Origin of the sequence: Pauljensenia sp. UMB6358 (genome assembly GCF_030216865.1) — a bacterium.
Classification (GTDB): Bacteria; Actinomycetota; Actinomycetes; order Actinomycetales; family Actinomycetaceae; genus Pauljensenia; species Pauljensenia turicensis_A.
Genome location: NZ_JASOMS010000003.1, coordinates 164,186 through 179,918 on the forward strand (window position 1 = coordinate 164,186; position 15,733 = coordinate 179,918).

The 15,733-nt window shown below is 58.0% G+C and carries 13 protein-coding genes; all 13 read right to left on the reverse strand.

Annotation, left to right across the window (positions count from 1 at the left end; translation table 11 throughout):
• Positions 1-3: 3 nt before the first annotated feature.
• The 13 genes from QP381_RS03615 to truB all read right to left on the reverse strand — a co-directional run bounded on the left by QP381_RS03615 (position 4) and on the right by truB (position 15,732).
• A complete protein-coding gene (locus QP381_RS03615; protein WP_006681714.1) occupies positions 4-318 on the reverse strand; it encodes a helix-turn-helix domain-containing protein in 315 nt (104 codons plus the stop codon).
• A gap of 158 nt (positions 319-476) precedes the next feature.
• Positions 477-1,115: a CDP-diacylglycerol--glycerol-3-phosphate 3-phosphatidyltransferase gene (gene pgsA, locus QP381_RS03620; RefSeq protein ID WP_006681715.1), complete on the reverse strand. Its 639-nt coding sequence runs from the start codon at positions 1,113-1,115 to the stop codon at positions 477-479.
• An 18-nt stretch (positions 1,116-1,133) separates the two neighbouring features.
• Entirely contained in the window at positions 1,134-3,911 is a 2,778-nt protein-coding gene (locus QP381_RS03625) for an FtsK/SpoIIIE family DNA translocase (RefSeq protein ID WP_006681716.1), read from the reverse strand.
• A 125-nt stretch (positions 3,912-4,036) separates the two neighbouring features.
• Positions 4,037-4,987, reverse strand: coding sequence for a PfkB family carbohydrate kinase (locus QP381_RS03630; RefSeq protein ID WP_006681717.1), 951 nt, complete (start codon positions 4,985-4,987; stop codon positions 4,037-4,039).
• Between the two features lie 115 nt (positions 4,988-5,102).
• Positions 5,103-6,794 (reverse strand): ribonuclease J, encoded by a 1,692-nt coding sequence (locus QP381_RS03635; protein ID WP_103633547.1) that lies wholly within the window; start codon positions 6,792-6,794, stop codon positions 5,103-5,105.
• 53 nt (positions 6,795-6,847) lie between these two features.
• Positions 6,848-7,744 carry a 4-hydroxy-tetrahydrodipicolinate synthase gene (gene dapA / locus QP381_RS03640; protein ID WP_103633546.1) on the reverse strand — a complete coding sequence of 299 codons (897 nt, stop codon included), beginning with the start codon at positions 7,742-7,744 and terminating at the stop codon, positions 6,848-6,850.
• Between the two features lie 60 nt (positions 7,745-7,804).
• Positions 7,805-8,380: a GNAT family N-acetyltransferase gene (locus tag QP381_RS03645; protein WP_103633545.1), complete on the reverse strand. Its 576-nt coding sequence runs from the start codon at positions 8,378-8,380 to the stop codon at positions 7,805-7,807.
• A complete protein-coding gene (gene dapB, locus QP381_RS03650; RefSeq protein WP_103633544.1) occupies positions 8,377-9,129 on the reverse strand; it encodes a 4-hydroxy-tetrahydrodipicolinate reductase in 753 nt (250 codons plus the stop codon). Before dapB ends, QP381_RS03645 begins: the two co-directional genes overlap by 4 nt.
• Positions 9,130-9,150: 21 nt before the next feature.
• The gene (locus tag QP381_RS03655; RefSeq protein ID WP_006681722.1) at positions 9,151-10,470 is read right to left on the reverse strand and encodes a M16 family metallopeptidase; all 1,320 of its coding nucleotides are present in this window, start codon (positions 10,468-10,470) and stop codon (positions 9,151-9,153) included.
• Between the two features lie 200 nt (positions 10,471-10,670).
• Positions 10,671-13,043 (reverse strand): polyribonucleotide nucleotidyltransferase, encoded by a 2,373-nt coding sequence (locus QP381_RS03660; RefSeq protein WP_006681723.1) that lies wholly within the window; start codon positions 13,041-13,043, stop codon positions 10,671-10,673.
• Positions 13,044-13,271: 228 nt separating this feature from the next.
• Positions 13,272-13,541 carry a 30S ribosomal protein S15 gene (gene rpsO / locus QP381_RS03665; protein WP_006681724.1) on the reverse strand — a complete coding sequence of 90 codons (270 nt, stop codon included), beginning with the start codon at positions 13,539-13,541 and terminating at the stop codon, positions 13,272-13,274.
• Between the two features lie 176 nt (positions 13,542-13,717).
• Positions 13,718-14,707 carry a bifunctional riboflavin kinase/FAD synthetase gene (locus QP381_RS03670; protein ID WP_006681725.1) on the reverse strand — a complete coding sequence of 330 codons (990 nt, stop codon included), beginning with the start codon at positions 14,705-14,707 and terminating at the stop codon, positions 13,718-13,720.
• A complete protein-coding gene (gene truB / locus QP381_RS03675) occupies positions 14,704-15,732 on the reverse strand; it encodes a tRNA pseudouridine(55) synthase TruB (RefSeq protein WP_006681726.1) in 1,029 nt (342 codons plus the stop codon). Before truB ends, QP381_RS03670 begins: the two co-directional genes overlap by 4 nt.
• Position 15,733 lies beyond the last annotated feature (1 nt).

Sequence of the window (15,733 nt, forward strand, 5' to 3'; positions counted from 1 at the left end):
GCGTCAGCTAATCAAGGTAACAGGGACAAGATCGTCCGGAACAGTATCCGGAACGACAACGCCATCTACAACGGCAAGGCGGTCAGAGACTTCACGCAGAACAAACCACAGCGGGACATCGAGAGCCTCGCAAATAGCTTCAAGCAACTCTGACGACGCTTCCTTCTGACCGCGCTCTACCTCTGACAGATATCCCAGCGAAACTTGAGCGCCGGCAGAGACCTCTCTGAGCGTGCGCTTTTGACGCTGACGGATACCACGCAGGACGTCGCCAAGCTCAGTCCTCAATAAAGGTGCGGTAGTCAGTGAAGCATTCATAAGAAAAGAGTATCCCCCACCATATAAAAATGCGCGCGCAGACCACGTGATAAGACCAACCCGCCGACTGGATAGCACAAGAAATGCGGACATTATCCGCGAAATTTCAACGATAAGACGCGAAAGGGGAAGTGTGTCTCACCATTAAATAAGTTGAGTCACTTTGACTCAACTTGAGGTGAGCTTGCCTTCCAGAGCTTCGCGCCCTCGACAACATAAACCAGACCAGACCAGACAGTCATCACCAATGCCAGGCCTGCGACAACCCAACCGAAGATCAGCATTCCGTGGGTCAGCGAAGCATATGCGGGCCACGAAGCACCCAGAGACTGCCACGGAATCAGAAGCAACCAGATCGCGAAAATCTGCAGAACCGTCTTCAGCTTGCCACCCTTATTTGCCGACACAACAATGTCACGTCGCAACAAAACTGCACGCAAAGCCGTAATACCAAGCTCGCGAACAGCAATCAGAATCGTCACCCACCACGGCAACAATCCAGCAATCGAGAGCACGATGAATGCACCCAGCGTAAGCGCCTTATCCGCAATCGGATCCATCAAACGACCGAAGTCTGTGATGAGATTTCGCGAACGCGCAATATGCCCATCAAGCTGATCTGTTGCGGCAGCAACCATGAAGACTACAACAGCCCACCAGCGCGCAGCAGAAGCCTCAAGGAACATCAGCCAAATGAATACCGGGACCAGAACCAGACGGAAAACGGTCAAAACATTGGGCACGTTCCATAAAGAAACATGGTGTTCATGATCAACACGAGAAACATTACTTCCCATAGCACCCCTTTTTTTGGCTTAGCGACCGGTCAGCTGCCAAGCGTCCTCATCATCGTCGGGCTCTTCATCTACCCATTGTGGTGCATTCCCACCATAATCATGTCCTGAATATGGGTCCGGTGCCGACATAGCACCATCGACCGCACCAGTGCGCACATCGGTGCCGGGAACGCCATCACCAGTTGACGCGGTCTCGTCACCCATGGAAGGCACGACCTCTGTTGCTTCGTCTAGCGTCTCTACTTCGCCTCGTAGCATGGCAAGCACCTGAGGCAACTGCTCGGGCGCAACCAACACCTGGCGCGCCTTCGACCCTTCGGATGGGCCGACGATTTCACGCGACTCGAGCAGGTCCATCAGGCGACCTGCTCTGGCAAAACCGACACGCAACTTGCGCTGAAGCATCGACGTCGAACCCAGCTGCGAGGAAACAACCAGCTCAGCTGCCTGCAACAGATCATCGAGGTCATCGCCAATATCCTCGGCGACCTTGACCTTCTTCGCCGGCGCAACCACATCCTCGCGGTACGTGGGTTGCATCTGCGACTTCACGTGCGCGACAACCTTGTGAATCTCCGACTCGCTGACCCACGCGCCCTGGACGCGCAACGGCTTCGAAGCGCCGGCAGGAAGGTAGAGAGCATCGCCCTGACCGATCAGCTTCTCAGCACCCGGCTGGTCGAGAATCGTGCGAGAGTCAGTCAGGGACGAGGTAGCAAACGCCAAACGCGAGGGGATATTCGCCTTAATCAAGCCGGTCACAACGTCAACAGACGGACGCTGCGTCGCCAGCACCAAGTGGATGCCAGCGGCACGCGCCAGCTGAGTGATGCGCTGAATCGAGGCTTCAACATCGCGCGGAGCGACCATCATCATGTCGGCGAGCTCATCAACCACCACCAGCAAATACGGGTACGGGTGAAGCGTGCGTTGCAGACCGGGCTTTGCCTGAACCTGACCGGACGCCACAGCCTTATTGAAATCGTCAATGTGCTTGAAGCCATACTCAGCCAGATCATCGTAACGCGCATCCATTTCGCGCACGACCCATTCGAGAGCCTCAGCAGCCTTCTTCGGATCGGTGATAATCGGCGAAATCAGGTGCGGAATTCCTTCGTAAATCGTCAGTTCCACGCGCTTGGGATCAACCAGGATCATGCGCACCTGCTGGGGCGTCGCACGCATCATGATCGACGTAATCATCGAATTCACGAAGCTCGACTTACCGGAACCCGTCTGGCCAGCGACCAGCATGTGAGGAGTCTTTGCGAGGTTCGTGACAACGTACCCGCCTTCGACGTCCTTACCCACGCCGACGACCAGCGGATGCTGGTTACGCATAGCAGCGCCGGAACGCAATACGTCACCCAGCGCCACGTTTTCGCGGTCAGCGTTCGGAATTTCAATGCCGATCGCTGACTTTCCAGGAATCGGAGCAAGGATACGCACGTCAGCTGAAGCCACCGCATACGCGATGTTCTTCGTCAGGTTCATCAGTTTGTCGACCTTGACGCCGGCACCAAGAACAACTTCGTAGCGCGTCACTGTCGGACCTCGTGAAAAACCGGTGACCCTCGCATCAACGTTGAAGTCAGCGAACACCTGCATCAGCGCATTGACAACCTGATCATTGACCTCGGAGCGAGTCTTGTGCGGCGGGCCGGCAACAAGAAGACTGGCCTGGGGAAGCGTGTACGTGATTGCATCGTCCAGGTTCGGCTGAAAACCGGGCTGAGCAGGAGGATCGGTGATCGGCGGAGCAGGAATACTTGTCGCTCCCCCACGCACATCGACTTCGGAGGTCGCTATATTAGCGGTCAGCCCATCGATGCCAGCAGTCGCATCAGGCAGGGAAATCACCTGAGTTGGCATGTCCTGCGGATCGGGGGAAGGCTCAGCCTTCTTCGCAAACCGAGACTTGCGCGCCGGCTTATCAACAAACTTTTCCGCATTCGCATCTTGCTCAAGGACAACCGTCGGGTCATCGCTGATCTGTGGGGAACGGAACGACTCATCACCATCATATTGTTCAAGGAAAGGATCATCGCCCGCAGCAAGATCCTCGCGCGCACGACGCCTGCGTTCGCGTGCACGTTCTTCATCGCTCATTTCTTCATCTCCACCGCGGTGGGTCAGCGAACGGAAGAAGGAGGCGAGAGCAGCCGGAGCATCGGCAACACGCGTACGAGTTGCCAGCAAGATCGAGTAAATGCCCAAAAGAATGAGGATTCCGCCAGCCCCCCACCCTGACAGCAGAAGCGTCAGTGGGCGCGCGATAAACCAGCCGATAATGCCACCGGCCGATTCAATAGCTGCTAGGTCATCGAATGCCGGATTTCCTTGACTGATATGCACCAAACCGGTCAGGGCAACCGTCAACCCAATGCCACCCGCAGTGTGGTGTGGCAAGGCGTGGTTTCCGGAGCGCGCGCGGAAGAGTTCTACGGCTTGTGCGACAAGTGCCAGTGGAACAACGACAGAGAATAGACCAACGAGGCCGGCTGCCCCGTGGTGCAATACATCCCCAGCCTGGCCGGAAATGTGGAACCACTCGCGCAGGGCGACAACGATCGCTAGCGCAAGAAGCACAAACGCAAGGCCGTCGCGCTTTACTTGCACATCAGCTGCATTGAACGCGCGAACCATCGAGGCAATACCACGCCCGATTGCTGAGAAGAACGAGGCAAGGAGCCCCGGCTTCTCCGTTATCTCGGGTTGAGCCTGCTTCTGATTCGACGTGCGCTGGCGCGACTTGGCGTTCGAGCCATTTCGGGCAGATGGGTTGCTTTTAGCCATGATGATCAAAACGCTACCCGTAGACCTGGCGAATCGTGATCGGCGCGCCGTTAAAGCGCAGTCTCACGCGGATCTCACACTCGTGACGCGTCTGCGAATAGAAGAAAGAGGCGCACGTGCAGTCTCTACAGTGCCGCGAGGCTCTCGACTGTTCCCGTTTCCATGACGATATCAATCTGTTCGCGTGAGGGAACAGGAAGAGCAGATTCATGAGAGAGCGCAATTGCGGCAGCCGCGTTCGCGATACGACATGCTTCCGCAACGTCTTTGCCGGTGATCAGAGTGGCGCACATTGTCGCGATGTGTGTATCACCGACACCAGCGGTGTCGACGACGTGCGTCTTGTAGGCGGGGATCATAACGGGTTCATCAGTCTGTGTGCGTTGCAATTCGCACCCCGACGCGCCCGTGCGACGGACCAGCGCAGCTTCGGGTCGCATGAGGTGACGCACTCCCGTGCCGGGCTCAAAAGAGTCGAGGATCGACGCCAAGGTGTTCGATTCACGGACATTCATTGTCACGACGTCAGCACGATGCAACAGCTGGCGCCATAGTTCTACGGGAACTTGCTCAACTGCCGGGGAAACGGCCACAACAAGAGTGACAGATGACGGCAGGGCTGCAGCCCATCCCGCAAGGACCTTCGCAGAATGAGGATTCGTCAAGTCAGAGGCAGCAATATGGATCAAGTCGCCAGGGGTAAGAACAAGAGAGTCCAACGCTGTACGCGACGGCTCTGACTCAACACCGGACGTCACAATCGAGGTCATCGACCCATCGGGTTCGATCAACTGCATTGCGACGCCGATGTCACCCACCAGTTCTGGAATAAGAACCTCAACTCCAGCTTCAACAAGCTGACGACGAACAGTGAACGAGTTCGGTCCAGTGCCTAACGGGGAAGCCAGCGCAGCCGGGATACCGAGAGCTGCCACCGCAGATAGGGTTGTAAAACCACCCCCGGGACGCGAGCTAGAAGCATCGGCATGGATGGAAGCGCCACGAACCGGTGAATGTGAAATGTGCATCGGAAGAACAAGCACCACCGAGTGGGTTGAGATAAAACGACCTGTCATTTCTTCCACGCTTCTTTGAGTTTGAGGCTCTTCGTTGAGGTTGCTGACACCAGAGTACGCGATAGGGACACCCTCAAACGCTCGTGCGGTGAAGAGATCCCCACGTGTGCCTCTTCTACTGTTCTACAACGACTGGGACGATCATCGGACGACGGCGGAGCTTGCGCGCCACCCAACGACCGATCACACGACGCATTGCCTGCTGGAGAACGTAGGGGTCGACTCCACCGGGAGCCGCCGCTTCCGCGAGCGCTACTTCGACGTCCGGCTGAATCTCTTCAAAGACCGAATCATCTTCTGCCATACCGATTGCGCGGATGATCGGCGCAGAAAGCACCATACCTGAATCGTGTTCAACGACGGCATAGACGGAGATAAAGCCTTCGGAGCCGAGCGTGCGCCTAGTTTCAAGCTCGTGTTCAGAGATTTCGCCGATGGAGCGACCGTCGACGTACACGTATTCGCAGGGAACGGCTCCACTGACGCGTGCCGTGCCGTCCTTTAAGTCGACGCAGACGCCGTCTTCTGCCAGCACCACGTTGTCGGGTGAGATACCGGTCTTCACGGCAAGTTGCCCGTTAGCGACCAGGTGGCGGACCTCGCCGTGAATCGGCATGACGTTGGTGGGTTGCACGATGTTGTAGCAGTAAATCAGCTCGCCTGCAGCGGCGTGGCCGGATACGTGAACCTTCGCGTTCGCCTTGTGCACGACGCGTGCGCCCAGGCGCATGAGGTCGTTGATGACGCGGTAGACGGAGTTTTCGTTTCCAGGAATCAGAGAGGACGCTAGGACCACCATGTCGCCGGGCTCAATGGAGACGCTACGGTGAGTTCCAAGGCTCATACGGGACAGCGCGGCCATTGGTTCACCCTGCGAGCCAGTTGCCATGTAGACACGCTTGGAGGGTTCAAGCATTTCAATGGTGCGCGCGTCGACAATAACGCCCTCGGGAATAGTCAGGTAGCCCTTTTCCTGAGCGATGCGCATATTGCGTTCCATTGAGCGCCCCACCAGGCAAACGTGCCGCCCGTGGTGCGCCGCAGCCTGAATAACCTGCTGGACGCGGTGGACGTGCGAGGCGAAGGATGCAACGACGATCTGTCCCGGAGCTTCACCGAATACTCGATCGAGGACAGGGCCGATTTCACGTTCGGGAGTGATGAAGCCGGGAACCTCAGCGTTCGTGGAGTCAACCATGAACAGGTCCACGCCCTCTTCACCGAAGCGAGCAAAGGCACGAAGGTCGGTCAGGCGAGAGTCAAGGGGAAGCTGATCCATCTTGAAATCACCGGTGATCAGCAGTTTTCCTGCCGGGGTGCGGACAAAGACAGCCAGAGCGTCGGGGATCGAGTGGGTCACGGAGACGAATTCAAGATCGAAGTCATCAATAGTGATTCGGTCACCTTCTGCTACGACATGCAGGTTGTCGGTGGTCAGCTTGTGCTCACGAAGCTTCGGTTCGACAAATGCCAGCGTCAGTTCCGAACCGTAGATTGGGATGTCTTCGCGGAGTTTCAACAGGTACGGAACACCGCCGATATGGTCTTCGTGACCGTGGGTGAGGACCATGCCGACAACGTCGTCCATGCGGTCTTCAATCCAAGAGAAGTCCGGGAGAATCAGGTCAACACCCGGCTGGGTTTCTTCAGGGAAAAGAACGCCACAGTCGACAACGAGGAGTTTGGAGTCGAACTCCAGCACGTTCATGTTGCGGCCCACTTCACCCAAGCCACCAAGTGGGATGATGCGAATGGCGCCCTCTTCTAGGGGTGCGGGTTCGGAAAGGTTCTCATACAGGGACTTCATAGGTCTAAGTGTGCCACGACCTCAGGGGAAATCCGTGAACACTCAGACCCAAGTCAGAGCAGTTCGGCCACTTTCAGCGCAGACTTCAAGGATTCCATTTCGTCATTCGAGGCTCCCACCAACGGCAGACGCAGAACCGGCGTTTCAATGACGCCCTGCAGGTACAGGGCTGCTTTTGCCATGACAGCCCCCTGTCCCCCGCCCATGATGGCAGCCACCAGCGGGCGAAGCGAGTAGGCAAGTTCGCGGGCTTCCCAGACCTTATCGGCATCCAGCAGGTCGATCATCTTCCGGTAGTGCGACGAGGCAACATGTGACACGACCGACACGAAACCGGAGGCTCCACCGGTCATCCAAGCGAAGTTCAAGCCGTCATCACCCGAGTAGTACTCGAGCTGAGTTCGGTGCATTCGTTCGACGCCCTGTTCAACGTTGCCTGTGGCATCTTTAACAGCTTTGATACGCGGGTGGGTGGCAAGGTCATCCAGTGTCTCATCACTGAACGCCAAGCCGGTACGTCCCGGAATGTCGTAGAGCATGACGGGAAGATCAGTTGCGTCCACAATAGCGCGAACGTGGGCACGCAGACCCACCTGAGAGGGACGGTTGTAATACGGGGAGACAACCAGCAGACCATCAGCCCCCGACGCCTGTGCCCCTTCACCAATACGCACAGCGTGCGCGGTGTCGTTCGAGCACGCACCGCAGAGAATAAACGCGCGGTCACCCACAGCTTCCTTCACAGCAACCGTCAGTTCATCCTTCTCCGGCTGATGGGTCGTCGGAGATTCGCCAGTCGTTCCAGACAGCAAAACTGTGTCAGACCCGTCGTCAACGAGCTTCTTTGCCAAACGGACCGCGGAGTCGAGATCGATTGACCCGTCAGCGTGAAACGGGGTCACCATTGCGGTTGCGAGGGAGCCGAAAAGACGGCGCGGGGTGTAGCTCATGGGTTGAGCATATGACGCGGAGGCATCGAAACAGCCCAAAGTTCACTAGGTGAACGCCTATCACTCGTCAGGTGTCTGCGTCGAAGTCCACCACAGGTGTTGGACAACATCAGGCATGTCGGGGAATGTGCGCCTCACCCCTGCCGGCCCAAACCCGCATGAGGTGAAGAAACGGATCCGGGCCTCGTCCCTTGAATCAATCCACGTACTGAGGGCGGTCGCACGCGAAACATCGACGCACGCCTGCACCAAGCGAGAGGCATGTCCGCTTCGACGGAAACTTTCGTCCACGTCCATTTCGGCAATTAACGAGGCGCCCGTGATGGCGCTACCATCACCGGCGGTGAAATCATCGGCGGGAACAACCAGAGCATAACCGGCGACCACGTTGGCGTGGAGGGCAACAAGAGTGAAGCACCCAGCGGGAGCAGGAGCAGTCAATGTTGTTGCCCACTGTTGCACAAGAACCTGTTCGCCCACCTGTGCGCTCGCGCCGAAGAGCCTCTTGAGCGAGGCTGCCTGAATACGCGCAATCTGTGGCGCATCCTGAGCCAATGCGGGGCGAACCGATCGGTCGGGCACCTTCGAAACAGACTGAGGTGCACCTGCTCCCGGCATACCAAGGTCGATGCTCATAGAAGCCCCGGCAGGTCAAGGACAGTATCCAAGCCGATCGACAGACCCGGATGCTTGCTCACTTCACGCACGCCTAACAAAACGCCGGGCATGAAAGAGAAACGGTCGAAGGAATCCGTGCGGATCACCAGCTGTTCACCAGGGTTGCCCAGCAGGATCTCTTCCGAGGCTGTCAGGCCACGCAGGCGGACAGCATGGACAGGCACGCCGTCTACGGCTCCCCCGCGGGCACCCAGTGGATCCGACTGGGTGGCATCAGGCATGGGACCACATCCGGCCTTTCCGCGCGACGCTGCGATCCCCTTCGCAGTGGCAACCGCAGTACCGGAAGGCGCATCCACCTTGTTCGGATGGTGCATTTCAATAACCTCAGCGGACTCGAAATACGGGGCGGCCAGCGCAGCGAACTTCATCGCCAGCACGGCAGACATCGCGAAGTTCGGTGCGATCAGGACGCAACGGCCAGATTCTTCAGCGTGGACGCGCACACGCTCATAGGATTCATCACTCCACCCCGTTGTGCCCACAACGACGTTCACCCCAGCGTCCAGCAGTGCGTGGACATTTGCTTCGGTAACAGACGGCGTTGAGAAATCGACGGCAACCTCGGCGCCACCAAGGTTACTGGCTGTGATCTGATCCGAAGCATCAAGACCAGCGACGAACTCCATGTCGTCTGCACCGTTCACTGCTTCAACGACGGTCGCGCCCATACGGCCTTGAGCGCCAATGACTGCTACGTGAATCATGATGAGTTCCTCTTCTTGTCTTTAGGCGTTGTTCGGAAGGACGAGAGCACGAGAGAAATTACGGCGTGCAAGGTCGGTGGCCATGGCCTTCACGTCTTCAGCGCTCACCTGGTTGATCGCGTCAATTGCTTGTTCGATGGACTTGTATCGGCCAGACACTTCAGCGCGACCAATAAGCATCATGCGCGACCAGTTATCTTCTTGGCTCAGCACGACGGAGCCTCGCACTTGGCCTCGTACGCGCTCCATCTCTGAGGCGGTCGGGCCTTCGCTTGCGAGCAACTCCAATTGGCTCCGCATGAGTTTTTCGACCTCGTCTACCTTCGCCGGCGATGTGCCCGCGTACATGCCGAAGCTACCGGTTTCCGCGTAGGACGAACCGAAAGCGTAGGTCGTGTAGGCCAAGCCTCGTTTCTCGCGAACTTCCTGGAACAAGCGCGACGACATCGACCCGCCCAGCACATTGAGCAAAACGTTAAAGGTCGGGAGTTCATCAGCGAGTGCGCGAAACCCCCTGGTGCCGATCACAACGTGAGCTTGTTCAACATCGCGACGCCTCACTATTTCCGCCGACTGAACGCCTTCGTTGGTTGCGAGCTTCGAGCGGCGCTGACGAGGCCGGCTGGATGATTTCAGCTGTGACGCCCAATTGGACGCCGACAGAGCATCGGTCACCATGTTCACGACTGCTTCATGCTCAATATCGCCGGCAACCGCAACGATCAAGTTGTTCGGCGCATAGTGGCGGTGATAGTGCTCAAACACCTTGTCACGACTGACAGCGCTAATAATGTCAGGGGTGCCACCCACCGGGCGACCAAGCGGAGTATCACCGTGAATTGCCTGCTGGAATGCTTCGTGGACGTTCTCGGTCGGAGAGTCTTTTGACATCGCGAGCTCATCGAGGATGACCCCTCGTTCCATTTCAAACTCTGCCGGATCCAAGAGCGAGTTGGTCAACATGTCAGCGATCGTCCCCACCGCCATTGTGAGATCGGTCGAAACGACGCGAGCCCAGTATGCAGTGTGTTCCTTCGCGGTTTCCGCATTCGTTTCTCCGCCCACACGGTCGAAACTTTCGGCGATGTCAAAAGCGGAGCGAGTATCCGTCCCTTTAAACAACAGATGTTCAAGGAAGTGGGTCGAACCTGCGACTTCGGGGGTTTCATCGCGAGATCCCACAGGAACCCACATGCTGACTCCAGCAGAATGCGTGGCAGGAATGTGCTGGGTGATGATACGCGTACCAAACGAAGTCACTGTCCGTCGCAGATCGCCATCAGTGTCATCCAGTAACTGATTGTCGATCGCATCGAGTGTCAGTTCGATCGGTTCGCTCACGAGTCTTCCATTTCCTTTTCTTCTGGCCGTTAACGCGATGTTCCCCCGATTGTTCAGGCGGAGGTTCAAAACGTCCACGTGTGTGAGTCTACTTGCTCAATGCTCAACCGGTTGGAGACGTTCAGGCAGAGCAGTATTGACTGAAAAATACTGTTGGGCCGGTGGCTCTGCCACCGGCCCAACGAGGTGATGAAGAACTATCAGTCTTCAGACGGAGCCTGGGTTGCTTCACCCTCGTCCTCACGCTTGCGACGCGTGCGGGTGCGCGGACGACGCTCACGACGCTCGGAGCGGTCACGGCGTTCGCGACGCTCGGGGCGACCTTCGGACTCGGAGTTGGAAGCATTGGCAGCTTCAGCGGCTGTAGCTTCGTCATCAAGGACAGCGTGCAGGGAGAGCTTGCCACGATCGCCGATTTCAGCGATCTCGACCTCAAGCTGCTGGCCAACCTGCAGAACGTCATCGACAGACTCGATGCGCTTGCCACCGACCAGGCGACGAACCTGGGAAATGTGGAGCAGGCCATCCTTACCCGGGGTCAGGGAAATGAATGCACCGAACGACGTGGTCTTGACGACCGTGCCGATGAAGCGTTCGCCGACCTCAGGCATCTGCGGGTTAGCAATCTGGTTGACCATCTGGCGTGCAGCTTCAGCGGCTTCGCCGGCAGCGGCAGCAATGTAGACGGTGCCGTCATCTTCGATCGTCAGATCTGCGCCGGTATCTTCCTGGATCTGGTTGATCATCTTGCCCTTCGGGCCAATGACCTCACCGATCTTATCCACGGGAACCTGGACGGTGATGATGCGAGGAGCGTTCGGGCTCATTTCATCAGGGCCGTCAATAGCCTGGTTGATCAGATCAAGGATGGTCAGGCGAGCGTCGCGGGCCTGAGCAAGGGCGCCACGCAGGACCTGGGAATCAATACCGTCGAGTTTGGTGTCGAGCTGGAGGGCGGTGATGAAGTCCTTGGTGCCGGCTACCTTGAAGTCCATGTCGCCGAAGCCGTCTTCGGCACCGAGAATGTCGGTCAGGGTGACAGCCTTCTGAACGCCATCAACTTCACCGGTCATGAGGCCCATGGCGATACCGGCGACGGGTGCGCGCAACGGGACGCCAGCCTGGAGTAGCGACAGAGTCGATGCGCAGACGGAGCCCATCGAGGACGAGCCGTTGGAGCCCATGGTCTCGGAGACCTGGCGGATTGCGTAGGGGAACTCTTCGCGCGACGGCAGAACCGGGATCAGAGCGCGCTCTGCAAGGTCACCGTGGCCGATTTCGCGGCGCTTCGGGGCACCCACTCGGCCGGTTTCACCGGTCGAGAAGGGAGCGAAGTTGTACTGGTGCATGTAGCGCTTCGCGGTGACGGGGCTCAGGTTGTCGAGCTGCTGTTCCATGCGAAGCATTGCCAGTGTGGTGACGCCCAGGATCTGGGTTTCGCCACGCTGGAAGATGGCGGAACCGTGGACGCGAGGCAGAACCTCGACCTCTGCGGAGAGGGAGCGGATCTGGCGCGGGGTACGACCATCCATGCGGATTTCTTCACGCAGCGTGCGCTGACGGATCGTGTACTTTTCGAGCGAACGGAAGGCTGCCTTCAGTTCCTTCTCAGCGTCTTCATGTTCGAAGCGCGCAAGCAGTGCCTCGAGCATCTCGGCCTTAACAGCATCAACGGCTTCGTCGCGTGCCAGCTTGCCTTCGGTCAGGAGCGCCTTGGCAAGCTTGTCGCCAACCCATTCCTCGACTACTGCGTATTCTTCATCGGTGTAGTCGATGAAGAGCGGGAACTCTGCAGTTTCCTTCGAAGCGGTCTTGGCGACCTCAATCTGGGCCTCGCAGAGGACCTTGATGAAGGGCTTTGCTGCTTCAAGACCATCGGCAACAACATCTTCGGTCGGAGCAATGGCACCGGCCTGGATGAGTTCCCACTGGTTCTTTCCGCCACCGGCCTCAACCATCATGATTGCGACGTCTTCGGTGCCGTCTTCAGCGGTCACGATACGACCGGCAACAACGATGTTGAAGACGGAGCGCTCGAGCTCAGACCAACGCGGGAATGCCACCCACTGGCCGTCGATCAGAGCAAGACGGGTGCCACCGATCGGGCCGGTGAAGGGCAGACCCGCGATCTGGGTAGACATGGATGCTGCGTTGATTGCCAGAACGTCGTAAGCGTCATCCGGGTGAACGGTCAGGACAGTCTCGACAACCTGGACCTCGTTGCGCAGGCCCTTGACGAAGCCGGGGCGCAGCGGGCGGTCAATCAGGCGGGCTGCGAGGATTGCCTCGGTGCCCGCGCGACCTTCGCGACGGAAGAACGATCCGGGGATACGACCCGCAGCGTACGAACGTTCTTCAACGTCGACAGTCAGCGGGAAGAAGTCGAACTGATCGCGAGGCGACTTGCCGACAGTGGTGGCCGACAGGACGGTGGTCTCGTCGTCCAGGTATGCCAGAGCGGAGCCGGCGGCCTGCTTGGCAAGGCGACCCGTTTCGAAGCGCACGGTGCGCTTGCCGAAACGGCCGTTATCAATAATCGCCTCTGCGGCGGTGATGTCTGAACCTTCCATCATGATGGGGATTCTCCTTTGTGATTCTCAACTGAAGAACTCACGTCACGCTTCGGCCTTCGATCGAAGTCCACGGCGTCGCACCCGACAAACAAGCGGGGGTCCGTGAACCACTGTCGAAAACCGGCGACGCGTTCGTGGTTCTTTCCTATTGGGTGTGTGGGTGTGTGGGTGAAAACGCCACACGTAGTGAACCGGCCCGGTCCCATACGGGATCGGGCCGGCACAAGTTCAGCGACGCAGGCCGAGACGCTCGATGAGCGAACGGTAGCGTTCGATGTCGACCGAAGCCAAGTAGCCAAGGAGGCGACGACGACGACCAACGAGCAGCAAAAGGCCGCGACGTGAGTGGTGATCGTGCGTGTGGTACTTGAAGTGCTCGGTCAGATCCTTGATGCGCTGGGTCAGCAGTGCAATCTGAACCTCGGGGGAACCGGTGTCGCCCTCGTGGGTCGCGTACTCGGCGATGATCTGGTCTTTAACGTCCTTGCTCAGCGGCACAGGCGTCTCCTTTGCTTCATTCGTTGCGCGGAGCTGTAAAGCTTTCCTTTACAGCATCGGATCCGCGGCCGTTTGACGGCTTTTCAAGGTTAGCATGATGCGGGCTTTTCCCCGTATCTACGTGGGCAGACTCACCTTGTGAAAGGACAATCACACCCGAGGGAAACCCGTTGCTTTCAGACGGCGGTCACCGAATCGGGATCCACGCGATTCGCCACGGCGATTCCGAGCACGGACGCGGTCTTCAGCAGGTCATTATCCATCTGGAAAAGTAGTTCATCGAGAGAATCGAAGGTCATCATTTCGCGAATGCGTGACACGAAGGTGACCGCGATTTTCTCGCCGTAGAGGTTCAGGTCGGATCGCCCCAGCACGTGAGCTTCAACAGTGCGCTCTACCCCATCGAACTGTGGGTTCGTTCCCACCGAGATCGCTGCGGGCAAGAATTCTGCGGACTGCGTTCCCGGAACGGTACGCACAACCCAGCCGGCATACACGCCATCAGCAGGCACAACGCCTTCAATTCCGCCCCGCAAATTGGCGGTCGGAAATCCCAGAGAACGGCCTCGTTTAAAACCGTGTTCGACCGTGCCACGGATTCGGTGCAAATGCCCCAAAACCCGGGCAGCGCCAGCGACATCGCCTTCAGTGAGCAGTTCACGCACCCACGATGAGGACCAGCGACGCCCTTCGGGAGCCTGAATATCGGTGACCATCACAACATCAAAACCGTAGGTGCGTCCCAGCGCCCGAAGCGTATCGATTGTGCCTAAGTTGTGGGCACCAAAACGGAAGTCTTCACCGACAACAACTTCAACCGCACCCAAGCGGTCAACGAGGAACTCGGTGACGAAATCTTCGGGTTCCAGCGTGTACACGCTTTGGTCATAGTGCTCCACAAGTGTCGCATCCAGTCCGCACGAGGCCATGGCATCAAGTCGATCCCGCAACGGCGAAATCAGCTGGAGGTTTACTTCCGGGCGATGCACCTGGGTCGGATGCGGGTCGAAAGTAATCGCCACGGCATCCACACCGCGTTTGCGTGCGCGCTCAACGCACGAGGCAACGACTCGGCGGTGCCCATTGTGCATACCGTCAAAGTTACCGATGGTGACCACCGACTTTTCGTCGCCGGGAATCTCAGACAGGTCGGTCCAGACCTTCATTGTGTTTCTCCAGAAAATACGTTGAGAGTCTTCAAAGAATGATTCTTAATGGCCAGCACCCCACAGAGCACTCCAGATGTATTGCATGCTGCAATGACATCGCCGGGGTTCCCTAATGCCATGACTTCCTGCGCGTCACGCGTCGGTGCCTGACCATGGGAGAAACGCTGTTCTTCTTCCGCGCTCAGAACAATGGAGGGGAACAACGAGGTCGCGGCCTCGGCAATCGGAATCAGGCCGGGAGACGGCAACGAGGGCGCGCCTGGCGAAAACTCCCCTCGCGCTTCAGTTTCCGCTTGCAGATCAGCCAGCTGGTGGGCGCCCGAAAGGGTGAACGAGGCAACACGCGTACGACGCAACGCCGTCAGGTGTGCGCCGCACCCCAGCATCTGCCCGAGGTCGCGGGCGAGGGAACGAATATACGTGCCAGACGAGCAATCGACGTGAACGTCAACATCAACGACACTGACTGGAATAGCCGTCATTTCAGCCGAATCATCATCTGTAGCAATCGCATACTCCGCCATTTGAATGCGCGGATCGCCCAGTCGTTCGAAGGCGTGGATTGTAATCGGACGCGCTTTCAGTTCAACAGAGCGGCCTTCACGTGCTAACGCGTAGGCTCGCTTACCATCGACCTTGATCGCCGAGACCGTTGCAGGAACCTGCATGATCTCACCGCGCAGGCTTGCCATTGCAGATTCGAGCGCTTCTCGGTCCAGCTGTTCGCATCCAGCAATCGAAATCGGCTGGCCTTGGGCATCATCCGTGGTCATTGCAACGCCGAAACGAATCGTCGCATCATAAGCCTTCGAACCGGCGGTAATGTAGGTCAGCAGTCGCGTTGCTTGACCGATGCCGATTACCAAAACGCCGGTCGCCATCGGATCAAGGGTTCCTCCGTGGCCGACCTTGCGAGTATGCGCCACGCGTCGCATCTTCGACACGACATCGTGGCTGGTCATCCCAGCTGGCTTATCGATAATAACGATGCCTGGGATGGAAGTGTCAGGCTTTTTCGCCATC